The sequence below is a fragment of the Izhakiella australiensis genome, from assembly GCF_002006995.1.
Lineage (GTDB): Bacteria > Pseudomonadota > Gammaproteobacteria > Enterobacterales > Enterobacteriaceae > Izhakiella > Izhakiella australiensis.
Genome location: NZ_MRUL01000004.1, coordinates 15,803 through 41,543 on the forward strand (window position 1 = coordinate 15,803; position 25,741 = coordinate 41,543).

The following is a 25,741-nucleotide window of genomic DNA, read 5'->3' on the forward strand; positions in this document are numbered from 1 at the left end:
CTGGCACGCAGGGCATCCGGCCCGTGCGCCGCGCAAAAAAAAGCCCGCCGAAGCAGCCGGTTATCACGGCGCGTCGGCGGGCAGTCTGGGGTAAAAGTGCGGACTTATTTACGCAGCCGTACCACCTGATAGCGGCGAGTGAGATACTCCACCGGCGCGCTCCATATATGCACCAGACGAGTGAATGGAAACAGCAGGAACAGCGTCATGCCCAGCACCATATGCACCCGATAAATGAAGTCCACCCCTTGCAGGTGAGCCGCAGCATCGCCGCGGAACGTCACCACCGACTGCGCCCAACCCACCAGTTTCATCATTTCACTGCCGTCCATGTGTTTCGCAGAGAAGTGGATGGTAATCAGTCCCAGCGTCGCCTGAATCAGCAGCAGCGACAGGATCAGAATATCTGCGATGCTGGAGGTTGAGCGAACGCGCGGGTTAAACAGCCGCCGGTAGAGCAGCATCAGTCCCCCCACCAGCGTTAACATGCCGCACACGCCGCCGGCAATCATCGCCAGCTTTTGCTTGGTGGCGATCGGCAGGAAGCTCTCGTACATCCAGTGCGGCGTCAGCAGACCAAAAAAATGCCCGAACAGAATGCCAAGAATACCGACGTGAAACAGGTTAGAGGCCAGGCGCATCCCTTTACGGCTCATTAACTGACTGGAACCCGCTCGCCAGCTGTACTGGCCATAGTCGTAGCGTAGCCAGCTGCCGATTAAAAACACGCTTCCGGCAATGTAGGGGTATATATCGAAGAAAAAAAGCGATAGAAAATGCGACATCACTGGCCTCCTGACGTCAGATTTAAATACTGCACGGCGGGCTGCCGGGCGAAGCGACGCTGATGTTGCTGCTGTGCGCTATCGCACCCCCCGCTTTCACTCAGGAAACGCACCTGTTCTTCCTGCCAGACGGCATCAATTGCTTCCGGTGACCGGTCATCGCTTTCCTCACGCACTTTTTTACTCAGCCGCTCACTGTCGGCCCGATAATCTACCCAGGATAAAAGCTGGGCAAACAGCACGGCGTATAAGCTGTCCTGATGGCGCAGGCGGGCAGTGATAAGCGCCAGAATCGGCGCGATATCCGTAATCCCCTGACGGGCATCCTGCTCTGGCTGAACGCTGAGATATTCCAGATACAGCGGCAGATAGTCCGGCAGCTCGCGCTCATTCAGCACTAATCCAGCCTGCTCATAGCAGGTCAGCAGATCGACCATCGCCTGGCCGCGATCGCGCGATTCACCGTGTACGTGCTCAAACAGCAGCAGCGAGGTGGCGCGCCCGCGCTCGAACTGCGCCACCCAGCGCGCTTCCGCTTCGAGCTGCGGCAGCGCGCACAGCTCGTTGATAAATATCTGCAGCAGCGGCAGGTTGTCGCATTCCTCCAGCAGCTCTTGCTGATGCTGATGCTGCCAGAGAACCTCCCGTGGATAGTCCAGCAGCAGCGAAATAACTTTTAATCGTTTCATCAGCGGCTCCCGTCTTTAGCGTCGACTTCAATAGCATCGATGCGACGACTGTTAAACAGATTAAAGCGGGTATCGCTACCGTGGCAGCCGTCGCCGAAGCTGAATCCGCAGCCGTTACGCTCCGGAAAGGCTTCGCGCGCCAGTTCACGATGTGAAGAGGGTATGACGTAGCGATCCTCATAGTTGGCAATCGCCAGGTAGCGGTACATTTCCTCTGCCTGGGCCACGCTCAGGCCGGTTTGCTGCAACGCCCGGGTATCGGTGACCCCTTCCACGCTCTGGGCGCGTTTGTAGTGACGCATGGCCATCAGTCGTTCCAGCGCCAGCTTCACCGGTTTTTCATCGCCGGCGGTCAGCAGGTTAGCCAGGTAGCGCATGGGTATACGCAGCGCGCTAACGTCAGGCAGTACGCCTTCGCCTGGCAGATGGCCGGCATCAGCCTGCGACTGCACCGGCGACAGCGGCGGCACGTACCAAACCATCGGCAGCGTGCGGTATTCCGGGTGCAGCGGCAGCGCCAGCTGCCAGTCCACCGCCATCTTGTACACCGGTGATTTTTGCGCGGCTTCGATGACGCTCCACGGAATCCCCTGTTTTTCAGCTTCGGCAATCACCTGCGGATCGTGCGGATCGAGGAAAATATCCAGCTGACGCTGATACAGATCCTGTTCATGTTCGGTACTGGCGGCGTCGGCAATGCGATCGGCGTCGTACAGCAGTACGCCCAGATAGCGAATGCGTCCTACGCAGGTTTCTGAACAGACGGTCGGCATCCCACTTTCAATACGCGGGTAGCAGAAAATGCATTTTTCTGATTTACCGCTCTTCCAGTTGAAGTAGATTTTTTTATACGGGCAGCCGCTAATGCACATGCGCCAGCCGCGGCATTTATCCTGGTCAATCAGCACAATGCCATCTTCTTCGCGCTTGTAGATTGCGCCACTCGGACAGGTCGCCGCGCAGGCAGGATTCAGGCAGTGTTCGCATAAACGCGGCAGATACATCATAAAAGTCTGCTCAAACTGACCGTAAATCTCGCGCTCAATACCGGCAAAGTTGCTATCGGCGCTGCGTTTGCTGAACTCGCCGCCGAGGATCTCTTCCCAGTTCGGACCGCCCTGCACTTTTTCCATCCGTTGACCGGTCAGCAGCGAACGCGGGCGAGCAACCGGCTGATGCTTGCCTTTCGGCGCATTCTGCAAATGCTGATAGTCAAAGGTGTAAGGCTCGTAGTAATCATCAATTTCCGGCATTACCGGGTTAGAAAAGATGTTCTGCAATACGCCCACTTTGCTGCCGAGGCGCGGCTGCAAACGCCCGTTAATTTTGCGGATCCAGCCGCCTTTCCATTTATCCTGGTCTTCCCAGGCGTGGGGATAGCCGACGCCGGGTTTGCTTTCAACGTTATTAAACCAGGCATATTCCATGCCTTCGCGGCTGGTCCAGACGTTTTTGCAGGTCACGGAACAGGTATGACAGCCAATACATTTATCGAGATTGAGCACCATGCCCACTTGAGATCGGATTTTCATCAAACGTGCTCCTGTGATTCGTCGTCAAGCCAGTCAACGCGCTGCATTTTGCGCACCACAACAAACTCATCGCGGTTTGAGCCGACCGTACCGTAGTAGTTAAAGCCGTAAGATTGCTGCGCGTAGCCGCCGATCATATGGGTAGGTTTCGGGGTAATACGCGTCACCGAGTTATGAATACCGCCGCGCTGACCGGTAATCTCCGATCCCGGGATATTCAACAAACGCTCCTGGGCGTGATACATCATGGTCATACCGGCAGGCACCCTCTGGCTGACAACCGCACGCGCCGTCAGCGCGCCGTTAACATTAAAGGCCTCAATCCAGTCGTTATCTTCAATGCCAAGCTCGCGCGCATCCTCTTCGCTTATCCAGACGATCGGACCGCCGCGCGACAGCGTTAACATCAGCAGGTTGTCACTGTAAGTTGAGTGGATGCCCCATTTCTGGTGGGGAGTAATAAAGTTCAGCGCCTTTTCCGGATTGCCGTTGGGCCGCAGGTTAAGCATGCTCTGTACGCTGCGGGTGTCGATCGGCGGGCGATAAGCCACCAGGCTTTCGCCGAAGTCGCGCATCCATGGATGATCCTGATAAAGCTGCTGGCGACCGGTCAGCGTGCGCCATGGAATCAGCTCGTGAACGTTGGTGTAACCGGCGTTATAGGAAACGTGCTCATCTTCCAGACCTGACCAGGTCGGGCTGGAGATAATTTTACGCGGCTGCGCCTGAATATCGCGAAAGCGGATCTTCTCATCCTCTTTATTCAACGCCAGATGGCGATGGTCGCGTCCGGTAATATTGCCCAGCGCCTGCCAGGCGCGGACAGCAACCTGACCGTTTGTCTCCGGCGCCAGCGACAGGATGGTTTCCGCAGCGTCAATGGCGGTTTCGATCGCCGCCTGGCCGTTATCCTTGACGCCGTTCAGGCGTTTGAGCAGATCGACTTCACTTTGCGTATTCCAGTTGATGCCTTTACCGCCGTTGCCGAGGGTTTCCATCAATGGGCCAAGGGAGGTAAAGCGCCGATAGGTTTCCGGATAATTACGTTCAACGCTGATCATCTGCGGCGCGGTCTGACCGGGGATCAGCGGACATTCACCGTGCTTCCAGTCTTTCACTTCAAACGGCTGCGCCAGTTCGGCCGGCGTATCATGCTGCAGCGGCAGCAGCACCATATCGGTTTCCTCGCCGAGGTGGCCCGGACACAGCTCGGAGAACTGCTTCGCCAGTCCTTTATAAATATCCCAGTCGCTGCGTGATTCCCAGGCCGGGTCGACGGCAGCCGACAGCGGGTGAATAAACGGATGCATGTCCGAGGTATTCATGTCGTCTTTTTCGTACCAGGTCGCGGTCGGCAGCACGATGTCTGAATAGAGGCAGGTACTGGACATGCGGAAATCCAGCGTCACCACCAGATCCAGCTTGCCTTCAACGGCCTCATCCTGCCATTCCACTTCCAGCGGGTGCTCACCGCCCTGCTCGCCGAGATCTTTACCCTGAATGCCATGCTCGGTGCCGAGCAGATGCTTGAGGAAATACTCATGGCCCTTGCCTGACGATCCCAACAGGTTTGAGCGCCAGATAAACAGGTTGCGCGGATAGTTCTGCTCGCGTTCCGGCTGCTCTGAAGCCAGGCGAACATCGCCCTGCTGCATCTGCTGGCTGAGATAGTCTTTATCCGTCATGCCGGCCTGCTGCGCGGCGGCGTGGATATGCAGCGGGTTAGTATCCAGCTGCGGCGCCGACGGCAGCCAGCCCATGCGTTCGGCACGCACGTTAAAGTCGATCAGGTGCCCCTGATAGCGCGACTTATCCGCCAGCGGCGACAGCAGCGAGCTGGCGCTGACGGTTTCGTAGCGCCACTGACCACTGTGATTGTAGAAAAACGAGGTGCCGTTCATATGACGCGGCGGGCGCTGCCAGTCGAGGGCGAATGCCAGCGGCTGCCAGCCGGTTTGCGGACGCAGCTTTTCCTGGCCCACATAGTGCGCCCATCCGCCGCCGCTCTGGCCAACGCAGCCGCAAAATACCAGCATGTTGATCAGGCCGCGGTAGTTCATGTCCATATGGAACCAGTGGTTCAGGCCGGCGCCGACAATAATCATTGAACGACCGTGCGTTTTCGCCGCGTTATCGGCAAACTCACGGGCAATGCGAATAATGTTACCGCGCGCTACGCCGGTAATATGCTCAGCCCATGCCGGCGTGTAGGCGGTAATATCGTTATAGCTGGTCGCGCAGCCGCTCTCTTCCAGTCCCTGGGAGACGCCATAGCTGGCAAGCGTCAGATCATAGACGGAGGTAACATACACTTCACGCCCGTCCGCCAGGGTAACCCGTCGGGCGGGAACGGCGCGAACCAGCACGTTATCCAGCTCCACGGCCTTAAACTGCGGATGGGCATCCCCGCCGAAATACGGGAAGCCAACCGGTACCGTCTCGTCGTGCTGACCTTTCAAACCGAGGCGTAAAGTCACCTCTTTTTCAGCGGCTTTAGGCTCAAGATTCCATTTACCCTTGTCGCCCCAGCGGAACCCAATGGAGCCATTAGGCGCAATCAACTCGCCGCTGGCGTCATCAACCGCCACCGTTTTCCACTGCGGATGGTTACTTTCACCCAGCCCATCGCTCAGGTCAGACGCGCGCAGTAAGCGGCCGGCGACCTGATAGCCATCCTGATGCGGTTCCAGCATAACCAGCATCGGCAGATCGCTATAGCGGCGAGCGTAGTTGAGGAAGTAATCGCAGGGGTTGTCGAGATAAAACTCGCGCAGAATAACGTGGCCCATCGCCATCGCCAGGGCGCTGTCGGTGCCCTGCTTGGGCGCCAGCCACTGATCGCACAGCTTGGCGACCTCAGCATAATCCGGGGTGATAGCCACCGTTTTTGTGCCTTTGTAGCGTACTTCGGTGAAAAAGTGCGCATCCGGCGTTCTGGTCTGCGGGACGTTAGAGCCCCAGGCGATGATGTAGCCGGCGTTATACCAGTCGGCCGATTCAGGCACGTCGGTTTGCTCGCCCCAGGTCATCGGCGAGGCTGGCGGCAGGTCGCAGTACCAGTCGTAGAAGCTAAGACAAACGCCGCCCAGCAGTGACAAATAGCGGGCGCCTGCGGCGTAGGAAACCATCGACATCGCCGGGATCGGTGAGAAACCTGCGACCCGGTCCGGCCCCCAGGTTTTAATCGTATGAATATTCGCGGCGGCGATCAGTTCATTCAGTTCGTTCCAGTTAGCGCGCACAAAACCGCCGCGACCGCGCGCCTGCTTCCATTGCTGCGCCTTTTGCGGATCGCTGACCAGCGCCTTCCAGGCATCGACCGGGTCCGGATGCTGGAGCTTAGCCTCGCGCCATAGCGAAATCAGCGTCTGGCGCACCAGCGGATGTTTCAGGCGATTCGCGCTGTAAATATACCAGGAGAAGCTCGCGCCGCGTGGACAGCCGCGCGGCTCATGGTTTGGCAGATCCGGGCGAGTACGCGGATAGTCGGTCTGCTGTGTTTCCCAGGTCACCAGGCCATTTTTAACGTAGATTTTCCAGCTGCATGAGCCGGTGCAGTTAACGCCGTGGGTGGAGCGCACGATTTTGTCATGCTGCCAGCGCTGGCGATAGCCATCTTCCCAGTCCCGATTCTGGTCCCAGGTCTGGCCGTGATCGCCAGAGAAGGTTTCCCCTTTCTGTTTAAAATAGCGAAATCGGTCAAGAAATTTACTCATTATTCATTACTCCCATCAAATCCTACGGCGCAGACTCACGCTCTTTTTTTGTTGTACACGCTGGCGGTGATTACTGCGCAAATCAGGTAAAAGGCGAGAAATACGCCCATCGCGCCTGCCGGAGAACCAGTAAGTTTCAGTGAAATGCCGAACGCATTTGGAATGAAAAAGCCGCCGATAGCGCCAATCGCGGAGATAAAACCCAGCGCGGCGGAGGTGTCCGTCGCCGCTTCATGCTGCGCCGCTTCATCGCTGGCGCCACGCGCTTTAGCGCGCGCCAGCGTGCGGGTGCGGAAAATAGTGGCGACCATCTGAAAGGTAGAACCGCTGCCCAGACCAGCGCTGAAGAACAGCAGCATAAACAGCGTAAAAAAGGCGGCAAAGCTACCGCCATCTCCGGCGCCAGGCAGCGTAAGGAAAACCAGCCCGCTGAACAGAGCCATCAATAAATAGTTCACGCAGGTTACGCGGTTGCCACCCAGCCGATCGGAAATCATGCCGCCCAGCGAGCGGGCCAGTGCGCCGAGGAACGGGCCAAAAAAGGCGTAATGCAGAATATTGGCCTGGGGAAACTGGGTGCGGGTCAGCATGGCAAACCCGGCGGAAAAGCCGATAAAAGAGCCAAATGTGGCCAGATAAAGCAATCCCAGCAGCCACATATCACCCCGCGCCAGTACCGGCAGCTGTTGACGCACCGAGGCTTTGGCGGTCGCCAGATCGTTCATACCAAACCATGCGGCCAGCGTGGCGATTATCAGAAACGGTATCCAAATCCAGGCCGCGTTTTGCAACCACAGCTGCGCACCATCCGGCAGCGTAACCACCCGGCCATTAAACGCGCCGTAGACGGACAGCGAAATCGCCAGCGGCGCCAGCAGTTGCATAACGCTGACGCCCATATTGCCGATGCCGCCGTTAATGCCCAGCGCGGCGCCCTGGCGTGATTTAGGATAAAAGAAGCTGATATTGCCCATACTTGAGGCAAAGTTAGCGCCTGCAAAGCCGCACAGCAGCGCGATCGCCATAAATACCTCAAAGCTGGTGTGCGGGTTTTGCACCGCAAAGCCAAGCCACAGGCAGGGAACGATCATGATTGCGGTGCTGATTGCCGTCCAGCGGCGTCCGCCCATCAGCGGTACCATAAAGGAATAAGGCACGCGCATCAGCGCGCCTGAAACCGAAGGCAAGGCGGTGAGTAAAAACAGTTCGTCGGTCGTAAAATTAAAGCCGACTTTTGGTAAATTCACCGCGATGGCGCTGAACAACATCCAGACGCAGAATGAAAGTAACAGGCAGGGAACCGAAATAGCCAGGTTGCGTCGGGCAATAGCGTGTCCCTTCTGCTGCCAAAATTGAGGATTTTCGGGCTCCCACTGGCTAAGCTGACGCCCTTTTACCGCTGGTGTATTATCCGTCATAATATTTTTCCGGAAAGAAAAGATGACGGTACGTTAAGAATGTTAGCGATCGGCAGTCTTGATACAAATCAAAACGAAACGTAGCGTGAATTGGTGATAATGACACCCTGACCAAAAATATCGATTTATCCATTAAAAATGGATTTATAAACAATGAGTTACTTAAGAAAGATACAAAATTTCGCTTTCCGGATATTAAGGGTTACTCCCAAAGGGGTATTGCCATTCTGGCGCATAAATGCACTGGTAAGCGCCAGGCTGTCACTAATGACCCAGCTCAGCAGTCTGATCCTGCTTATTGCCCTGACCTGCCTCGGCGGCGTGCTGCTTTCCGCCTGGCTGACGCGCAGCGTCGATGGCAATGCCCACGTGATAAATAACGCAGGCTCACTGCGCATGCTCAGCTATCGTCTGTTAGCGGAAGTGCCGGTTAAGGAGGAAGACCAGGCGGTGTTTGCGCGCATCAGACATCTACTCTGGCAGCCGGAAATTAAAAGCGCTGCTGATAACGCCGGGCTGAAGCCGTCTCTGCAGGCGCTACAGCAGCAGTGGCTGCAGATCATAGAGCCGTCGCTGCGCACGGCGCAAAACCGTGAAATGGTCAAAACGCAAGTAGCGGCCTTCGTCGACAACATCAATAAGCTGGTGCAGACTCTGGATAATCGCACAACCCGACGTCTGGAACAGATCGCCCGCATGCACTTTTTGCTGGTCATCGTGCTGATTGCCGAGCTGCTGCTGATGCGTGCCTGGCTGCGTAAGCGGGTGCTGCTTCCCTGGCGGGCGCTGATGAATCAGGCAGATAAAATCAGCCTGAGCGATTTTACGCCGCGCGTAGCGGTTAAGGGCAGTGACGAAATGGCGCAGCTTGCGTTGGCGCTGAACCAAATGACCGGCGCGCTTTCCCAGAGCTACGGCTTGCTGGAACAGCGCGTTCTGGAAAAAACCGCCACCCTGGCGCAAAAGCACGATGAGCTGCGCTTCTTGTTTGAAGCCAGCCAGCGCCTGCAGGGCAACCAACCGCTCAACGAGCGCATTGACGGGGTACTGACGCTGCTGACCTTCGTTACGCCGCTGATGTCTCCCACCCTGAATGCCGGCCCGCTGCCGGCCGCCGATGCTGGGGAGCATCAGCTTTACTGGCCGCTGCGCCCGGCCCAACCGGAGCGGGGCTACCTTAATGCGCGGCTGCCCTCTTCAATCCAGCTGACGGCGGACCAGCAGCAGCTGATTGTGACGCTGTGCGAGATGATTGCCAATACGCAGACGGTCACCAGCCAGCAGGATTACCGTCAGCAGGTAGCGCTGATGGAAGAGCGCGCCATTATCGCCCGCGAGCTGCATGATTCCATCGCCCAGTCGCTGAGCTGCCTTAAAATGCAGCTGGGCTACGTGCAGATGCAGCCGGGGCTGAAAGATCCGCATACCGTTGAGCTGCTCGCGCAGATGCGCCAGCAGCTTAATCGCTCATGGCAACAGCTGCGCGAATTGCTGACCACTTTTCGCGTACAGCTCTCACAGCCGGGGCTGCTGCCGGCGCTGGCGGAAACCTGTGAGGAATTCACTGCCCGGCTTGGTTACCGGCCCGAACTGGACTGGCAGGCCGCCGGCGCCGCATTTACCCCGTCGCAGGCGCTGCACGTTACTAATATCGTGCGTGAAGCCTTAAACAACGTTGCGCGCCATGCTTCAGCCAGCAAGGTTAAAATTACCGTTAAATGCAGTGCTAATCAGGTTTGCCTGCGAATCAGAGACAACGGCCGGGGTTTTGTCGCCGACAGCGTCGCCAGTCAGCATTACGGCCTGGCTATTATGCACGGTCGCGCTCAGGCGCTAAACGGGCAGTTCAGCCTGCATACTGTTCCCGGCAGCGGCACCCGCATCGACGTCAGCTTCCCTTTAATAACTACCGATGGTGATAACTATGACGCCAGCAACGCTTTTACTGATTGATGATCATCCCATGCTGCGTCGGGGAATTTGCCAGCTGGTGAGCCTTGATCCCATGCTAAAAGTCATTGCCGAGGCCGGAAACGGCCCCGATGGCGTGACGCTGGCGCGCGAGCACGATCCGGACCTGATCCTGCTGGATATGAATATGCCCGATTACGATGGCCTGGCCACGCTGCGCGCGCTGCGCCAGCAGCCGCTTTCCGGTCGGGTGGTGATGTTCACCGTTTCGGATCTGCGCCAGGACGTAATCGCCGCTCTGCAACAGGGCGCCGATGGCTATTTGCTCAAGGATATGGAGCCGGAAGCGCTGCTGGCTGCCCTGCATCAGGCGGCCGCCGGTGAGATGGTGCTCAGTGAAAATCTGGTGCCATTGCTGGCTGAGCAGCTTCGTACGCCGCAGGTGCCAGCCAGCCTTGCGGCCTGCGCCCTTACACCGCGTGAAGAGGAAATACTTCGCCAGCTGGCGCGCGGGCTGAGTAATAAGCTGATCGCGCGCGAGCTGGATATCAGTGAAAGCACCGTCAAAGTACACGTTAAGCATCTGCTGCAAAAGCTCGGACTGCGTTCACGAACCGAAGCCGCCGTCTGGCTGCTGCAGCAAAAGCCATAGCGCCTTTAGTGACAGGCTTTGTTTCCTGAACAGCCCGCGCAGCCGCCTGACGTACAGCCTGCCGCCGGGCGGCTGGTACTGATGAAGTCCACGCCCCCTTTACGCTGGCTCAGCCAGCGTAAGCCGCAGATAAACAGCGCGTTGATTCCGGTCACCAGCAGCAGCCATAATCCGCTGCTGGCAGGATGCTGACTGAAGGTCACCGTCTGATAATAAAGCGTCGCCAGCGACCAGGCCAGATTCAACCCCCATCCCATGGCAAACAGCATCCAGCGAACCCCGGACTCCCGCGTAATCGCGCCCATCACCGACGCGCAGGGCACGTACAGCAGCACGAAAATCAGATAGCTGTAAGCAGATTGCTCGCTGCCAAACTTTTTACTCATGGTGCCAGACGCACCGCTGTCCATGTCGCCATCCCCTTTACTGGCTTCGACCGGGTTGGCTAATACGCTGAGCGAAAAGGTGCCTTTAATCGCCTGCCAGGTCTGAACCACCGCGTTTTTAAGCTCGCTGCTCAGGCTGAAAGCGGCGGGATCGAACGGCTGCTGCTGAATGGCTTCGGCGGTATAAAGGGTATTAAGCGTACCCACCACCACTTCTTTAGCCATGGCGCCGGTTATCAAGCCGACCGTCGCCTGCCAGTTGTCGCTTCGCACGCCGATCGGCGCCAGCGCCGGCGTCAGCGTTTTACTGACCTCCGCCAGCGCCGAGTTATCAATCTTGCTCACCACGCTGCCGTTAAAAGCAAAGCTGCTCAGCCCGCCAATCAACATGCTGGCCAGTACAATGACTTTACCGGCACGCAGGGTAAACCCTTTCAGCCGCAGCCAGGTTTGCAGCAGCAGGCTTTTAATATGCGGTACGTGGTAAAGCGGCAGATCCATAATGAACGGCGTCGCCTCACCGCGCATCAGGGTATATTTGAGGATCAATCCCGTCGCAATCGCCGCCAGTATCCCAAGCACGTAGAGCGAAAATACAATGCTGGCACCGTGCTGACCAAAAAAGGTCGCGGCAAACACGGCAAAAATCGCCAGCCTGGCGCCGCAGGACATAAAAGGCGCCATCATAACGGTCATCTGGCGGTCGCGAGGCGCATCAAGGGTTCTGGCCCCCATAATCGCCGGCACGTTGCAGCCAAAGCCCACGATCAGCGGGACAAAGGATTTTCCCGGCAGCCCAAGCATCTGCATCAACCGATCCATCACAAACGCCGCGCGCGCCATATAACCGGAGTCTTCCAGAAACGACAGAAACAGATACATCAGGCCAATCTGCGGCACCAGCGGCAAAACGGTATTGATGCCACCCCCAACCCCCTGCGCCAGGAAGATGCTCAGCCACGCGGGGAAATGCAGATCGGCGCCCAGCCAGCGCACCCCGTCGATAAATACCGCTGCGGAACTTAACTCAAACAGCGGCTGCAGCGCGCCGCCGAGGTTAATCGACAGCAAAAACATCAGGTACATTATCAGTAAAAAGATCGGTAAGCCCAGCCAGCGGTTGAGCACGATGCGGTCCAGCGCCAGGGTTAACCGGTTGAGCTGCGCCCGGCTGGCGGTGGTTACCTGCTGGCAAAGCTGGTTTATCATCTGATAGCGCGCAGCGGCCATCAGCATACTGGCATCACTGCCGCTACTTTTTTTTACCGTAGCCAGCGCATCGGCAACCAGCGCACTCGCCTCACCCGCCTGTTTTCGGCTGACGATATCGCCATTCAGCAACTGCTGCGCCAGCCAGAGTTTATGACGATCGCTCAGCGTTTCCGGCATCGCGTGCGTCAGCGTGGCGAACGCCTGCAGCAAGGCCGCCGGATAAGGTAATACCGGCAAAGGGGGAATGTCACAGGGGCGATCGATCTGCGCTTTAAGCAATTCAATGCCTTCGCCTCGGGTACTGACCAGCGGGATCACCGGGCAGCCAAGGGATGCGGCCAGCGCGGTGGTATCAATTTCAATCTGCTGGCTTTGCGCCATGTCCAGCATATTCAGCGCCACAATGCAGGGTACGCCAAGGGCCAGCAGCTCAAAGGTCAAGCCAAGGCTGCGCTCAAGGCAGGAGGCATCGACAACGTTAATAATCAGATCGGCATCGCCGCTCAGCAGATACTGGCAGGCGATCTGCTCATCCAGCGAGCCGTGGTGCGACAGCGTGGTTAACGAGAGCGTGCCGGGCAGATCCACCAGGGTCACATCCGCAGCAGCGGTGGTGAAATGGCCCTGTTTACGTTCAACGGTGACGCCCGCCCAGTTGCCGACTCGCTGACGCGCGCCGGTGAGTTGATTAAATAAGGTGGTTTTCCCCGCATTGGGGTTGCCGATCAGTGCAATAGTGACGTTGTTCATAGGGTTACTTCCCGTAACTCAAGATGAATCATGTCTTTCTTACGCAGCATCAGGCTGCTGCGACAGGTGCGGATTTCCACGGGGTCGCCTAGCGGCGCGATGCGGACGATTTCAAAATTGCTGCCAGGCAACAAACCAAATGACAGTAGCTTTTGCCGCCATGCTGGCGATATCTCCGGCGAGAAACCAACAATCGAAAAGACCTGTCTGGGATGAAAGTGCATTATCTTGTCCTGAACGTGATAGGAAATCAGGCAAAAGAGTAGTTATGATAATAATTCTCATTATTGATTTTAATCAAAGCCAGGCGATTTGCTGGCGGATTTAGCACGACTAAAGCTAAATTTGCTATTCTTTTCATTGGCTAATGAAGACTATTTTTGAGCCTTTATTTCCGCGTTTGAATAACGGAAAAAATCTGTAAGTATCTGGTATTCTGCAACACATTCTGTTTTCGCCTGATGGCATCTAATTAAAAGGTCTTTTTTGCGTGGCTAATACATTTTTACGCAGCGGAAATCTGGACTCGGTACTGGCGCTGGGAGAAAACGGACAGCCTGTCTGGCACTCCGCGCTGCAAATACGTGAAACCCTGCGCCTGCGCCAACAGCAGGCGCTGGCCGATTTGTTTGCCATCCCTCAGCCCAATGAAGCGGGCAACCGGCTCGACTGGTATGCGCCCTTCAGCGGAAAAGTGATTGCCTGGAACAGCGCCAGCGAGAGCGTTCGCGCCCAGGCACTCGGCAAGCTTGAGCAGAGCGAAACGGCACTACGTGAGATGAGTAATGCCGCGCTGGCTGCTGGCAAGCCGGGGCAGAAGCTCTTTGGCGCCCTGCTGTCAAAGGCGCTGCAGTTTCCCGATCAGAACTGCGTGTTTCTGGTGGGCGGCAAGCCGGTGATCGCCTTCTGGGGCTTCAACGCCTTAAATAAAAAATCGGCTGAAGGTCTCGACCTGCTACGCAGCAGCGCCCGTGACGCCCCTCCGGCTTCGCTGGCTAAGGAACCTGCGCCGCAGGCCGCTCCTGCCGTTACGGCAAAAAGCTTTACGGCGCCGACGGCGCCGCTGCTCGAGACCGCGCCGCAGAATGAGCCTGTCGCTCAGCCACAAACGCCAGCTTCAGCGCCAGTTTCAGCGCCGACGCCTGCGCCGGTCGTTGCGCCGCCGCCGGCGGCTGATATTCCCGCCGATGACGAACCCGCCGCGGTTTATCAGCGTCCGATGCCGACAAAACCTGCCGCCGCCATAGTGACACCGTCACAACCCGCTTCCCAGCCGCAGCCGCCCTTCGCCGCGCCATCCGTTGCCAAAGCCACCCCGGGCGCCAGCTTGCGCCGCTATGGCTGGGTATTACCGGGCGTGGCGCTGGTCGCCCTGCTCGGCTTCCAGCTGCGCGGCTGCATGTCGACCGAGAAAGCCACGCCCACAGCCAGCCAGGCTCCCGCGCCCGTCGCGCCGAAAACTGAGGCGCCAAAACCTCAGCCGCCGCAGCCTGCAACCAGCGACGTCGCCGCGCAGCCCCCCGCGGCGCAAACAACGCCGCCGTTGCCGCTTAACGCCGCCAGCGTAGCGCAAGGAAGTCAGCCAGCACCAGCAGCAAACCCGCCGGCGACCAGCACACCAACAGAGCCAGCGCCCGGCGAGCAGCAGCCACCCGCCACGCCGGTTCCGGTCGCAAAAGACGACCTGGTATTACCGGAAAACGCCGTACGCCTCGGCTCGACCAGGTTTCTTAACGGCAGCTGGCGCGCGATCCTGGATATCAAAACGCCGATTACCGGCAAACCGCCGAGCCTGCGTTATCAGTTAACCAACGGTAAGGGCATTGCCAGACTGCTACAGGGCGATGGAACCAGCTGTCGGGTTGAGGTATTTGCCGGTCTGATGAAATCCGGCAATCTGGTGATCAACTCCCGCACCAAAGCAAAATGCAGCGATGGCGCTCGCTATGCGATACCGGAGTTAACCTGTACTCAGGGCGCCACGGGACCGGCACAGTGCAGCGCACGCTATGATGAAAATACCGCCTACCCAATTACTATGAAGCGCGAAGGGAAATAATTGATGCTCGCCACTCTCAGCGATTATAAAGCTAACCTGACGCTAATCCAGGACAGCGGGATCCAGTTTCTCGACTTTGGCCTGCTGCCCGGCCGGGCCCTCGACCCGGAAGGCAAATTTGTGCGTAAAACCACTAACGGCCCGCTGCTGCGTCTGCAACATAATCCGGATAACGGCCGCTATCTGCTGCCGCAGTCGGACACCCAGGCCGCCGAGATGGTTAAACCGGAATACAGCTACCCGCTGCAGCAGTCTTTGCAACTGCTAAACGGCGTATGGCTGCCGATGCCCTGGCTGCGCTTCAATCCGCCGCGTACTTTTGTCGGCGGGCCGGATAACTGGGCGCGCATGATGCTGGTCGCCCTCGACGAACCGGATGCCAGCGGCTATACCCACCGGCTTTGCCTGGCATTTGACACCCGGGTTTATCCTCAGGGCCACGAATATGAAGGGCTGGCGCTGAGCGAAAGCGATGTCACCAACGGTACAGCCTTTGCCCTCGCCTGGCGCAGCGACGAGCTGATTGATTTTCTCGACCATACTTGGGTCGATGGCTGGCTGCGCGAAGTCTTCAGTGAGCAGGCGGACACCAGAGAGAGCCGTGCGGTTGTTAACGTCAATGCCGCCCTGCGCGAATTTGAATATCAGGCCCACTACCTTAATTTACTGCATCTTATCGGCAACGAGCTGAGGCTGCCGGAGATAAGAATCAACGCGGCGTCATTGCAGGAACCGGCAGTTGATGTCGATTTGATCCTCGACGTCGGCAACTCGCACACCTGCGGCATCATGGTCGAGGACCATCCTGAAGATCATCAGGGACTGAAGCATAGTTACGAGCTGCATTTGCGTAATCTTAGTGAACCGGCCCAGGAATACAATGAGCTGTTTGAAAGCCGGGTGGAGTTCTGCGAAGCCAGCTTTGGTAAAGCCAACTTTTCACTGGAGAGCGGACGCGAAGGCGCCTTTCTCTGGCCTTCAATGGTGCGCGTAGGACGGGAAGCGAGCCACATGGCGCTACAGCGTCTCGGCACCGATGGCACGACCGGCATTTCCAGCCCCCGACGCTATCTGTGGGATGAAGACCCCTGGGTTTCCGGCTGGCGCTTCAGCCAGAAAAACGGCGTAAGCGGCCAGGAACCGCTGGCGATCGCCGCCCCGTTCACCTGGCTGATTGATGATGAAGGACAGCCGCTGTTCCGCCAGCCGCCAGAAGAGCGCCTGCCGGTATTTAATCCAACCTACAGCCGCAGCGCCATTATGAGCCAGATGCTCAGCGAGTTGCTCAGTCAGGCGCTGATGCAAATGAACAGTGTGGCCCAGCGCTATCGCATGCTGCGCAGCGGCGCTCCCCGCCAGCTGCGCCATATTATTTTGACGCTGCCGTCGGCCATGCCCAAGCCGGAGCGTGAAATTTTCCGTCGCCGCATGCAAGAGGCCATCGGCCTGGTGTGGAAAGCGCTCGGCTGGCATCCACAGGACGCGTCATTTAGCAGCGCAGCGGACCTGGCCCTTAGTCGGGTGCCGGTGCCGGATGTGCAGATGGAGTGGGATGAAGCCACCTGCGGGCAGATGGTGTATCTCTATAATGAAACCCAGGTTAATTTCGGCGGCCGCGCCGAGGCGTTTTTCGCCAGCATGGCGCGCCCCGATCGCCAGCGTGAGGCGGATGAACCGCTGGGTAAAACCCTGCGTATCGCCATGATCGACATTGGCGGCGGGACGACCGACCTGGCGATTACCCAGTACCGGCTGGACGACGGCCAGGGGAATAATGTAAAAATCATGCCGCGCCTGCTGTTTCGCGAAGGCTTTAAAATGGCTGGCGATGATATCCTGCTCGATGTTATTCAGCTCTACGTGCTGCCCTGTCTGCAGCACGCCTTTAAACAAGCCGGCATGATCAACCCGGAAGCGGTGATGACCCGCCTGTTCGGCTCAGAAGGCCGGCTTGATGGCCACTCAACGCTGCGCCAGCAGGTGACGCTGCAAATTTTTATTCCGCTGGGCCAGGCGATCCTCGAAGCTTATGAACGTTACGATCCGCTTGACCTCACCGCTGAAGTTGATGCGCCATTTGGTGAGCTGTTGCAGCAGCAGCCCACGTCCAGACTGCACGATTACATCAACCGGGAAATCCAGCGCGAACTGCCCCCCGACGCGGCAGCCTTCGATATTCTGCAGGTGCCGCTGATTATGCGACTTAGCAAGCTTCACGCCGAGTTTGTTTCCCCGCGAATGAACATCACCCAAAGCCTGCGCGCGATGGCGGAAGTGGTGGCGGTTTACGACTGCGATATATTACTGCTGACCGGGCGCCCGTCGCGCTTTCCCGGCATTCAGGCGTTGTTCCGCCATCTGCAGCCGCTACCGGTGAGTCGCATCCTGTCGCTGGACGGCTATCACACCAGCGACTGGTATCCCTTTAATAAAGACGGGCGTATTGAAAATCCAAAATCAACGGCGGCGGTAGGCGCGATGCTCTGCCTGCTATCACTTGACCTGCGCCTGGGTAACTTCTGGTTTAAGGCGGGCGACTTTCAGCCCTATTCGACCATTCGCTATCTCGGCATGCTGGATGAAAATCAGGTCATGACCGATGACAATCTTTGGTATAGCGATATCGACCTTGATGACGCGAAGTACGCCCTTGATGCGAAAGCGCGCTTTCAGGTGCGTGGCAACCTGTGCCTTGGCTTCCGCCAGCTGGATAATGACCGCTGGCCCGCATCGCCGCTGTACACGCTGACCATCGGCGACCCGCTACTGGCGCGCAAAATCGCCGGTGACAGTGAGCTGCGCGTACGCCTGGCCGTGAGTAAAACCCCGCAGGAATTCGGACCGGAGCGCTTTGAAATTGCCGATGCGCTGCTGGAGGATGGCACCCGGGTGCCGCTGGAGCACCTGCGACTGCGGCTCAATACGCTGACCGCCAGCAGCACGGGCATTGCCCATTACTGGATTGACAGCGGGAGCGTCTACAAAAAATGAAACCCGTAACCAGCAAACAACTTGCGACCCAGCTGGGGCGCAAACTCGACCAGGCCGCCTCGGCGCTGGATGATGCGCTGACCTGGGTCAGCAGCCAGCGTGAACAGGCGCCGCGTCTTGAAATGGAAGCCGATCGGCTGACGGTTAAGCTACGCCGCCTGAATAATCAGGCCAGGCGCTATGCCAACGCCAGCCAGCAGGAGTGCGCTATCGGTTTTTTCGGTCTGGCGCAAACCGGAAAAGAGTATCTGGCCGGCTCACTGCTGAGCGGCGATAACGGCCGGCTGGCGATCGACCTCGGCGGCCACCCCCTTGATTACGCCCAGCAGCTCAATCCCTGGCAGCAAAGCGCAACCCTGGCGCAGCGCTTTACGCGCCAGCCGCTGCGCGGCGACGCTCAGTGGCCGGTTCAGCTTACCCTGCTGAGTGAAACCGAGATCGCCAGCATGCTGGCCACGGTCTGGCATCAGCGTTTACATCAGCCGCAGCCGGCCGACGAGCAGCTTCTGGCTGAACGAATGAAAAACCTGCTGCTGTACCGGCAAAGCGAAGCGGTTGCGGGCATTACGCCGGACGATATGGTTGCCCTGTGGGATCGCTACAATCGCGTTGCCCGTCCGGGGCAAAAGGCACTGAACAGCCATTTCTGGCCGCTGGCAATGGATCTTGCTCCGCTGTTAGGCGTAGACGATCGCGCGCGGCTGTTTTCCCTGCTGTGGGATGAAGATCGCGAGCTGACGGCGCTCTACCGGCAGCTGGCACACGTACTGCACCATCTCGGCAGCGCACGCCATGTCGCCGCGCCCCTTGGTACCATTGATGACGCAACCTACAGTTTGCTCAACACCAGCGCGTTACAGGATTTTAATACGCCGGCGGACATCACCCTGCAGGTGTGCCCGCGCCATCAGGGGCGGCTACTTAAACCGGTTACGCTGTCACTTTCAGAGCTGGCGCTCATTGGTCGTGAAATCGTATTTTCGCTTTACGCCGCCCCGCGCGAGGCACTGTTTGAACAGGTCGACGTGCTGGACCTTCCCGCCCCCGGCGCGCGTGATGACAGCAACAGCCAGGCGAATCCTCTGGCGCTGGAAGTTATTCAGGCTAAACGCGGACTGCTGCTCAGCCTTGCCAGTGAAGAGCAACAAATCCACTGGCTGCTGGTGTGTACGGCCAGCGCAGCGCGCAACGATACGCGCACCCCGGGAGAACTGCTGGATTTTTGGGTCCGGCAGACTCAAGGAGAAGATAGTGAGGAGCGCGGTCGGCGCAAGCCGGGCCTGATCTGGGCGCTAACCCCTTACGATCACCGCGTCACTACCGGCGAGAATTTCGATGCCGCCGTGCAGCGTTTCGTCGGCCAGCCAGGCGACAGCTGGGGCACCATGCTGATGATGGATGATAAAGGCGTGCTGCGCATGGCGACCTGGCTGACTAACGAGGTAAAACGGGAAACCAAGCTGGCGCGGCTGAGCGAACAGTATCAGGAGCTGCGCCGGGAGCTACATGATAACCTGCTCGGCCCCTGGCTGCAGCAGGACAGCGCGGCAGATCCGTCGGTAAAGCAGCGCATTGCCGAATCGCTGCTGAAAGCGCTACAGGTACGCACCGGCGTCCATGGCGAGCTGCTGGAACGCTTGCTGCCCGAGCGCGATACGTTACGACATTTATTTATGCAGCAGTATCAGGGAAATGAAAGCGGTCATCATGAGCTTTATGCCCTGCCGAATGACGACCCATTCAGCATTGGCGTCACTATCGATTTGCTCAGCGACCAGCCCGCAGCTTTTGATGCTGATGATGGTCATGAAGCGGTAGAAAGTGAAAGCGCCGCCTTTGCCCATCAGGTGTATCGCTACTGGATTAATCAGCTACGGCAGGTTCCCGATAACGCCTCGCTAAAAGAACTGCTGGGCGTCACCAAGCCTACTCTGGAGATGCTGACCGAAGAGCTGATCACCGGCAGCATCCGGCTGGAAATTGAAAGTGCGCTGCTGTCAGCGCTCAGCGATGCGTCGCTCGGCGGATTACCTGCCGAGCAGATTGCCGAGCGTCAGGTTTCGCGGGCGCTCAGCGTGCTGGGAGATTACATCGCCTGGCTGGGATTCCAGTCACTGCCCGATGAGCAGAAGCCTGACAGTCGCATTCATCGCGGCCAGAAAATTTTTGCCCGCCCCGACGCCAGCAACGCAACGCTCGGCCCCGGTCAGCGCCTGACGCGGCTGTCAGCCCGGCCGCTGAATACCGCAGCCTATTATATTTACGACTGGCTGGTGGCGCTGAACACGCTGATCGTGCAAAACGCGGGCTACTCGGCATCGCAAAATATTAGCAGCGCAGCGCGTCAGATGCTGACGTTAATCGCCGCCAGGGTGATCGCCTGAGGTCTGGCTGAGAACAAATTAAAGTGACGCCGTCACTCAATTAGCAGCCGGAATGCGCCGGCTGTTTCTTTTTCAGCGTCCCTTAACACATCGATCAGCGCATTGAACTGCTGTGGGTCGGCGTGCTGCTGAAGGTGGCGCAGCGTTAAATGCAGCGGCAGCGCAATCTCTGCGGTAATGGCATCCCATAAGGCATCAAGATTAGCGCCGAAGCCACCATCCAGCGCCAGCAGCGCAGCAAACTGGCGATAAAAGTCCGCCATGCCGGCAATATGACGAAAGTCGAGACTCAGATGCTGTATCATCCACCCACCTGCTGAAAGTGTTGATAATGGTCGTTGCTAACGAATATCAGACCATCGCTGGAATAGAGCAAACGGTCGCGACCCCGCCGGCCACAATGATAGTTAATATCCGCCTCAAACCACTGGCGCCCCGCCTGCTCCGGCAGCCGCTTTTCACGATTGCCAAAGCGGTCGCCGCCGATGGCCCTGCCCGGCAAGACCTGACACAGATTACCCTCGGCTGGCTGCCAGCCCTGACGGCGTGCCTGGCTTTTGGTGAGATAAAAGTCCGGCAGGCGCTGATGCTGTTGCAGATAGCTCACCACCGCCTGCTGGCGGGTTTGCCGGCCAATATCGTCAGCGGTGGTCCTGGTCGTCTGCTGCTGACTGCTCTGCGTAGGGGAACGATGGCCGCTGTGCGGCTGGCGCAGACCATAGATTGCCGCCACCGCCACCAGCAGCGTGGCAATAATTAATCGCTTACTCATCTGTGGTTCACTTTACTCAGGTTTATTGTTTTGCCGTGCTACTCACCAGCAGCGGTTAGCAGGGTAGCACAGTGGGCGCATCAAGGGTGATTATGATACGCCCATACATAACTAAGCATTAATCATCTAGCTTTTGCAAAAACCAGTAGCCTAAGTCAGATCTGCTGTCGACCGTACTTGGCGAAGTTGCATAAGCGGCAAATGCGAGTCCAGATGCTTTTTGGCCTCTTCAAACGCAGGACTGCGAACGGAAGTCAGCGCATTATCCCACTCTGGATTGATGTTGACATGGTAACCATGCCTTTTTGCTTCAGTAATTAGTTCAATCAGCTGTTGCTGGTTTTCAATGACACATAATTCATCAAACCGACCCAGCTTGACAGGCAACGCGAAAAGCGCCGGGTAATTGCTTGACTCATCGGTTGCCGGATTTTCAGTATCGCTACCGTGATGTACCACATTTTCGCCATGACCTACCAACGCCCTATTAATCATGGGTATCAAATTCCTGACGCGCTGCGATGCATTACCCATCTCAGGGTCCAGCCCTTTGTAAAAGTCATCGCTGCTGTTTAAATACTGCTGAAGAGGATGATTGGGATCGATAATTTTTTCGTACCTGGCGCTGAATTGTCTATATGAAACAGGATTAACTGGAATATTGTCCAGCGGGCTCAAATCAGAAATATGGGGTGATACCATTAACAAGTCATAGTCTGCGGTAAAAGCCAATATCCTCTCACCAGGAGCCACCTTCTTTTCATCAGGGCCCAGCACGCTAACCGGCGAGTCTTGAAAAGATATTGTATAGAGCTCATCTCCTTCTCCGCTCAGCTTTTTTGCTTCAAAAGTATAGCGTTCATCATTAGGCGCCGTTGCTATTATCTGACGCGTTCCGCTGCCATCATCAGCTGAGAAATGATCAATTTTATTCTTTTGCAGGAGATTATCCAGATACTGCTTAGAGAGCGTAAGATCCATAGCAGTTGCATGCCCTTTTTTTATACATTCATTTATTTTTTCATTATATTCATTAATGATTTCGTCTTTAGCACCTACAAGCTTACTGAGTCGCTGGTCGACGCAGATAAATCCGGCCTGCACGCCCCATGAGGCGCTTTTCCCTTTGATATTTAGCCCTTTGGTTGGGTGTCCGGCTCTGATTAGTTCAGCGGCATGTTGATCTACCGGACGGATGCCAATAATACAGTTGTGCTGTCTGGCAACCTCCTGTAAAGGTTGCAGATGCTCTGGCAAAACGCCTGTGCTTTTTATAGCATCATCAACCTCCGGTCGCGCTCTGGTCTCCTCTGTTTTAGGGTGATAATAATCAGCCGTCTGATAGCGGGAATAACTTTCACTTATAGATTCATTAATCATCTGGTATTGGCCATAAAAAGTTAATCAAAATATGAAATTATTATCTGATGATAAGTTAATCATCGATAGTACGTGCTTTTTTGGTTTATTATTTACCTCAATTTTAACAGAGGTAGATTTAAATCTTGCGCACATAAAATAATAAACCTGCGCAAAACAAGGAGGGATAATAAAGCGTTTTATTTATGAGGGCGAAAACAAACGTAATTTTATGAAAATAAAAATTCAACTATTTAATAAAAAATACATTCAGAAAAAACAATCACAAAAATAAAATTTCCTCTTTCATTTTTTGTTTTTTTACCATTCCTCTTTTGTTTTTTATCGCAAGCCAAACGGCACGGATTGATGAAGACTAACCTGAGATGTCCATAAAAAATGGCGTAGATGCGTAACGGCGAGGTTAACCTGATCGATTCCCCGACTCTGCTCCTGGCTGGCCTGCGCTATCGACTCCACCAGTTCACTGACGCGCTGTACGCTGTTAACCAGCGTCTGAATCGCGTCTCCCGCCTGCGCCACGCGCTGGTTGCCATCATCAATCCGCGTCACCGATTTGTTAATCAGCGTCTTGATATCGTGCGCGGCGCTGGCCGAGCGCAGCGAAAGCGCCCTCACCTCCGCCGCGACCACAGCAAAACCACGCCCTTCACTGCCGGCCCTTGCCGCTTCGACGGCGGCATTAAGCGCCAAAATGTTAGTCTGGAAGGCAATGTCATCAATCAGGCTTACGATGGTGCTGATTTCCTGTGAAAGCTGATGAATATCGTGCATAGATGAAATGACGTTTTCCACCGCGGCGCCGCCCTGATTAGCAACCTGGCTGGCATCGCGGGCGAATTCGCTGGCATGACGGGCGTTTTCGGCATTAGCCCGCACCACTGAGGTGAGCTGCTCCATTGAGGCCGCCGTTTGCTCAAGCGCGCTCGCCTGCGCCTCATTGCGCTCTGAAAGGTCACGGCTGCCAACCGCAATTTCCGCTGAGGCGGTCGCCATAAGCTCGGTCCCTTCACGAACGCCAGCCACAATGCGCCTGAGGTTATCACTCATCCCTTGCAGCGCCAGCATCAGCTGCGCCGTTTCATCGCGACCATCAACGTGAATCTGGGTTTGCAGATCGCCGGCGGCAACGATGCGGGCAATTTTCACCGCCTGCGCCAGCGGCCGGGTAATGCTGCGCACCAGCCACCAGGTAATGACGCAGCCCGTGAGCATAGCCAGCAGCATCGATACAATAAGCAACATGCGCGTTTGCCGGAAGCGTTGTTCAACCTGTAAGGCGATTTGCTGATGACGCACACTGGCCTGCTGCAACGTCGCGGCCACTATGCCGTCAATCATCCGGGTGGGTAAGCGGTCAATACCTTTAACCTGCTTATCCACGCGCATGGCGCTGGTTGCGTCCTGCGGCTGATAATCTTTCAGTGCGCTGAGATAGCGGTTCTCCAGCTGCTGGTGCTGCGCCCTGATGTTCGCCACCCCCTCGTCCGACAAACCAATTTGCGGCAGCAACTGCCCGAGGGTTTGCAGCAGTCGCTGAGTCTTAGCACTTTGCGCGATAAAAGCGGCTTTGTATTTTTCAAAAGCGGCGGGATCGTTGCCGCGCAGCAGCGTATCTTTCCACTCCTGCACCTGAATTTTGAACTGTACCTGCGCATTACGCGCAGTATCAACGGACTGTTCTATCAGTCGTTCCTGCGTCATAATTTCCTGATTTTGCGCCAGACCGGCGGCATTAACCATCAGACCGCGAAAACCAATAAACAGCGTGGCCAGCAACAAAACACCCGCCAGCAACCCCAAACGCTGACCAATTTTTAACTGGGTAAGTTTCATATTTCCAGCCCTGCAAATGAACCCGGTGAAATTACCCGGTCCTTCAGCATCGGTTATCGACGTTGTAGGACAAAACTTTACCCTGACAAATTCAGTCAGCAGCCCGCTTTGCATAGGTATTTATCAATAAAAAACGCCTGTCGAACTTATCTGGTTACGACAGGCGTGGGCTGGGTTATGTAGCGATGAATCGGGACGATTACACCAGACCGGCGGCGCGCAGCTCGCTTTTCAGGTAGGCATAGTAAAGCGGCGCGGCCACCACCCCGGCAAGGCCGAATGCCGATTCGAAAATTAACATTGCCAGCAGGATTTCCCAGGTTTTTGCGTTGATCCGCGTGCCAAAGATGCGCGCGTTAATAAAGTATTCCAGCTTATGCACCAGAATCAGAAAAACAAGCGCGATCACCGCGGCTTCCAGCGAAATAGACAGGCCAACCAGCACGATAACCGTATTGGAAATCAGGTTGCCAATAATCGGTAACAGACCGGCAAGAAACGTCAGTACTACGATGGTTTTGCCAAAGGGAAAATGCAGGCCGAACAGCGGCAGCACGCCAAACAGGAACGCGCCGGTAAGGATGGTATTCACCAGCGACACTTTGATCTGCGCGAATACGACGTTCTGAAACGAAGTCGCCAGCATGGCGAGTCGATCCAGCAGCGCCCTTTTTAGCGGCAGCGTCGTTTTGCCATCACGCAGTGCGGTGCGCAGTGAAATAATGGCGCCGAGCAGCATGCCAATTAGCATGGTGGCAACCGTGTGAGCGGCGGTTTTGCCTAAATCCTGCACCACCACCAGATGTTCCCGCAGCCAGCCGATTAGCTGGGCCTGCAGCTCATCAATATCCGAAGGCAGATAGCGTACAATCACCGGCGATAGCGTGCTTTGCGCATCATTGAGCAGCTTGCTGGCCGTCGCATGAAACGCCTGGGCGTTGCGAAAATCATGCAGAAAAAAGCTGATAACTTTGCTGATGCCGGTGATAAGACCAAGGATGATCAGCATGCTCAGCGTCAGAATGATTATCCAGCGCGCCGCCTGACCTTTCACCAGGCGCTGCACCCACGGCGTCAACGCGACGATAATCTGATAGACAATAAAACCGGCAAGAAAACAGGGCAACAACCGCAGAGGAAAAATAAGAAATAGCGCCAGAGCAACCAGGATATAGCTGGTTAACTGGATGTAATCCTGCCGCCGGGTGTTACGCATTTCCATATCGACTCCTGTCGAAAAGTTACAAAAACAAAGGAATGCGGAGAAG

17 protein-coding genes are annotated in these 25,741 nt (G+C 56.6%); 5 read left to right on the top strand and 12 right to left on the bottom strand.

The genetic code is table 11. The features are described from left to right. Nucleotides 1-104: 104 nt before the first annotated feature. The 5 genes from narI to BTJ39_RS07940 are packed head-to-tail and all read right to left on the bottom strand — an operon-like array spanning nucleotide 105 to nucleotide 8,140. Complete coding sequence (gene narI, locus BTJ39_RS07920; protein ID WP_078002141.1) at nucleotides 105-785, bottom strand: respiratory nitrate reductase subunit gamma; 681 nt, start codon at nucleotides 783-785, stop codon at nucleotides 105-107. After that, nucleotides 785-1,474, bottom strand: a complete 690-nt coding sequence (narJ, locus tag BTJ39_RS07925; protein WP_078002142.1) for a nitrate reductase molybdenum cofactor assembly chaperone — start codon at nucleotides 1,472-1,474, stop codon at nucleotides 785-787. The genes narI and narJ overlap by 1 nt, the downstream gene beginning before the upstream one ends. After that, a complete protein-coding gene (gene narH, locus BTJ39_RS07930) occupies nucleotides 1,474-3,006 on the bottom strand; it encodes a nitrate reductase subunit beta (protein WP_078002143.1) in 1,533 nt (510 codons plus the stop codon). The genes narJ and narH overlap by 1 nt, the downstream gene beginning before the upstream one ends. Further along, on the bottom strand, nucleotides 3,006-6,722 hold the full coding sequence (locus tag BTJ39_RS07935; RefSeq protein ID WP_078002144.1) for a nitrate reductase subunit alpha: 3,717 nt from the start codon (nucleotides 6,720-6,722) through the stop codon (nucleotides 3,006-3,008). Before BTJ39_RS07935 ends, narH begins: the two co-directional genes overlap by 1 nt. 35 nt (nucleotides 6,723-6,757) lie before the next feature. Further along, a complete protein-coding gene (locus tag BTJ39_RS07940; RefSeq protein WP_078002145.1) occupies nucleotides 6,758-8,140 on the bottom strand; it encodes a NarK family nitrate/nitrite MFS transporter in 1,383 nt (460 codons plus the stop codon). A 267-nt stretch (nucleotides 8,141-8,407) separates the two neighbouring features. On the opposite strand from BTJ39_RS07940, the gene BTJ39_RS07945 reads away from it, so the two are divergent. Both BTJ39_RS07945 and narL read left to right on the top strand, forming a co-directional pair. Further along, nucleotides 8,408-10,093 carry a histidine kinase gene (locus tag BTJ39_RS07945; RefSeq protein ID WP_176110259.1) on the top strand — a complete coding sequence of 562 codons (1,686 nt, stop codon included), beginning with the start codon at nucleotides 8,408-8,410 and terminating at the stop codon, nucleotides 10,091-10,093. Next, a complete protein-coding gene (gene narL / locus BTJ39_RS07950; RefSeq protein WP_422386031.1) occupies nucleotides 10,056-10,703 on the top strand; it encodes a two-component system response regulator NarL in 648 nt (215 codons plus the stop codon). Before BTJ39_RS07945 ends, narL begins: the two co-directional genes overlap by 38 nt. 5 nt (nucleotides 10,704-10,708) lie before the next feature. Here the strand turns inward: narL and feoB are convergent, their stop codons facing one another. Together feoB and feoA are read right to left on the bottom strand one after the other, a co-directional pair. Next, nucleotides 10,709-13,051, bottom strand: a complete 2,343-nt coding sequence (feoB, locus tag BTJ39_RS07955) for a Fe(2+) transporter permease subunit FeoB (protein ID WP_078002147.1) — start codon at nucleotides 13,049-13,051, stop codon at nucleotides 10,709-10,711. Continuing rightward, the gene (feoA, locus tag BTJ39_RS07960) at nucleotides 13,048-13,275 is read right to left on the bottom strand and encodes a ferrous iron transporter A (RefSeq protein ID WP_078002148.1); all 228 of its coding nucleotides are present in this window, start codon (nucleotides 13,273-13,275) and stop codon (nucleotides 13,048-13,050) included. The genes feoB and feoA overlap by 4 nt, the downstream gene beginning before the upstream one ends. A 266-nt stretch (nucleotides 13,276-13,541) precedes the next feature. Between feoA and BTJ39_RS07965 the strand changes: the two genes are divergently transcribed. Genes BTJ39_RS07965 through BTJ39_RS07975 form a run of 3 tightly spaced genes read left to right on the top strand, consistent with a single transcriptional unit; the run spans nucleotide 13,542 to nucleotide 20,485 of the window. After that, nucleotides 13,542-15,110 carry an SrfA family protein gene (locus tag BTJ39_RS07965; RefSeq protein ID WP_078002149.1) on the top strand — a complete coding sequence of 523 codons (1,569 nt, stop codon included), beginning with the start codon at nucleotides 13,542-13,544 and terminating at the stop codon, nucleotides 15,108-15,110. A gap of 3 nt (nucleotides 15,111-15,113) precedes the next feature. Then, nucleotides 15,114-18,101 carry a virulence factor SrfB gene (locus BTJ39_RS07970; protein ID WP_078002150.1) on the top strand — a complete coding sequence of 996 codons (2,988 nt, stop codon included), beginning with the start codon at nucleotides 15,114-15,116 and terminating at the stop codon, nucleotides 18,099-18,101. Continuing rightward, a complete protein-coding gene (locus BTJ39_RS07975) occupies nucleotides 18,098-20,485 on the top strand; it encodes a virulence factor SrfC family protein (RefSeq protein WP_078002151.1) in 2,388 nt (795 codons plus the stop codon). The genes BTJ39_RS07970 and BTJ39_RS07975 overlap by 4 nt, the downstream gene beginning before the upstream one ends. 32 nt (nucleotides 20,486-20,517) lie before the next feature. On the opposite strand, the gene BTJ39_RS07980 is transcribed toward BTJ39_RS07975, so the two are convergent. The 5 genes from BTJ39_RS07980 to BTJ39_RS08000 all read right to left on the bottom strand — a co-directional run bounded on the left by BTJ39_RS07980 (nucleotide 20,518) and on the right by BTJ39_RS08000 (nucleotide 25,695). After that, nucleotides 20,518-20,790, bottom strand: a complete 273-nt coding sequence (locus tag BTJ39_RS07980) for a barstar family protein (RefSeq protein WP_078002152.1) — start codon at nucleotides 20,788-20,790, stop codon at nucleotides 20,518-20,520. Next, nucleotides 20,787-21,257: a ribonuclease domain-containing protein gene (locus BTJ39_RS07985; RefSeq protein ID WP_078002153.1), complete on the bottom strand. Its 471-nt coding sequence runs from the start codon at nucleotides 21,255-21,257 to the stop codon at nucleotides 20,787-20,789. Before BTJ39_RS07985 ends, BTJ39_RS07980 begins: the two co-directional genes overlap by 4 nt. Before the next feature lie 150 nt (nucleotides 21,258-21,407). Beyond that, nucleotides 21,408-22,637, bottom strand: coding sequence for an anthrax toxin-like adenylyl cyclase domain-containing protein (locus BTJ39_RS07990; RefSeq protein ID WP_078002154.1), 1,230 nt, complete (start codon nucleotides 22,635-22,637; stop codon nucleotides 21,408-21,410). A gap of 321 nt (nucleotides 22,638-22,958) precedes the next feature. Continuing rightward, nucleotides 22,959-24,473, bottom strand: coding sequence for a methyl-accepting chemotaxis protein (locus BTJ39_RS07995; protein ID WP_078002155.1), 1,515 nt, complete (start codon nucleotides 24,471-24,473; stop codon nucleotides 22,959-22,961). A gap of 199 nt (nucleotides 24,474-24,672) precedes the next feature. Then, nucleotides 24,673-25,695 carry an AI-2E family transporter gene (locus BTJ39_RS08000; protein ID WP_078002156.1) on the bottom strand — a complete coding sequence of 341 codons (1,023 nt, stop codon included), beginning with the start codon at nucleotides 25,693-25,695 and terminating at the stop codon, nucleotides 24,673-24,675. Nucleotides 25,696-25,741: the final 46 nt, after the last annotated feature.

Excerpts from the sequence above, each read along its gene's own strand:
- narI (WP_078002141.1), bottom strand. The coding sequence starts at position 785 with ATGTCGCATTTTCTATCGCTTTTTTTCTTCGATATATACCCCTACATT.
- narJ (WP_078002142.1), bottom strand. The coding sequence starts at position 1,474 with ATGAAACGATTAAAAGTTATTTCGCTGCTGCTGGACTATCCACGGGAG.
- narH (WP_078002143.1), bottom strand. The coding sequence starts at position 3,006 with ATGAAAATCCGATCTCAAGTGGGCATGGTGCTCAATCTCGATAAATGT.
- BTJ39_RS07935 (WP_078002144.1), bottom strand. The coding sequence starts at position 6,722 with ATGAGTAAATTTCTTGACCGATTTCGCTATTTTAAACAGAAAGGGGAA.
- BTJ39_RS07940 (WP_078002145.1), bottom strand. The coding sequence starts at position 8,140 with ATGACGGATAATACACCAGCGGTAAAAGGGCGTCAGCTTAGCCAGTGG.
- BTJ39_RS07945 (WP_176110259.1), top strand. The coding sequence starts at position 8,408 with ATGACCCAGCTCAGCAGTCTGATCCTGCTTATTGCCCTGACCTGCCTC.
- feoB (WP_078002147.1), bottom strand. The coding sequence starts at position 13,051 with ATGAACAACGTCACTATTGCACTGATCGGCAACCCCAATGCGGGGAAA.
- feoA (WP_078002148.1), bottom strand. The coding sequence starts at position 13,275 with ATGCACTTTCATCCCAGACAGGTCTTTTCGATTGTTGGTTTCTCGCCG.
- BTJ39_RS07970 (WP_078002150.1), top strand. The coding sequence starts at position 15,114 with ATGCTCGCCACTCTCAGCGATTATAAAGCTAACCTGACGCTAATCCAG.
- BTJ39_RS07975 (WP_078002151.1), top strand. The coding sequence starts at position 18,098 with ATGAAACCCGTAACCAGCAAACAACTTGCGACCCAGCTGGGGCGCAAA.
- BTJ39_RS07980 (WP_078002152.1), bottom strand. The coding sequence starts at position 20,790 with ATGATACAGCATCTGAGTCTCGACTTTCGTCATATTGCCGGCATGGCG.
- BTJ39_RS07985 (WP_078002153.1), bottom strand. The coding sequence starts at position 21,257 with ATGAGTAAGCGATTAATTATTGCCACGCTGCTGGTGGCGGTGGCGGCA.
- BTJ39_RS07990 (WP_078002154.1), bottom strand. The coding sequence starts at position 22,637 with ATGATTAATGAATCTATAAGTGAAAGTTATTCCCGCTATCAGACGGCT.
- BTJ39_RS07995 (WP_078002155.1), bottom strand. The coding sequence starts at position 24,473 with ATGAAACTTACCCAGTTAAAAATTGGTCAGCGTTTGGGGTTGCTGGCG.
- BTJ39_RS08000 (WP_078002156.1), bottom strand. The coding sequence starts at position 25,695 with ATGGAAATGCGTAACACCCGGCGGCAGGATTACATCCAGTTAACCAGC.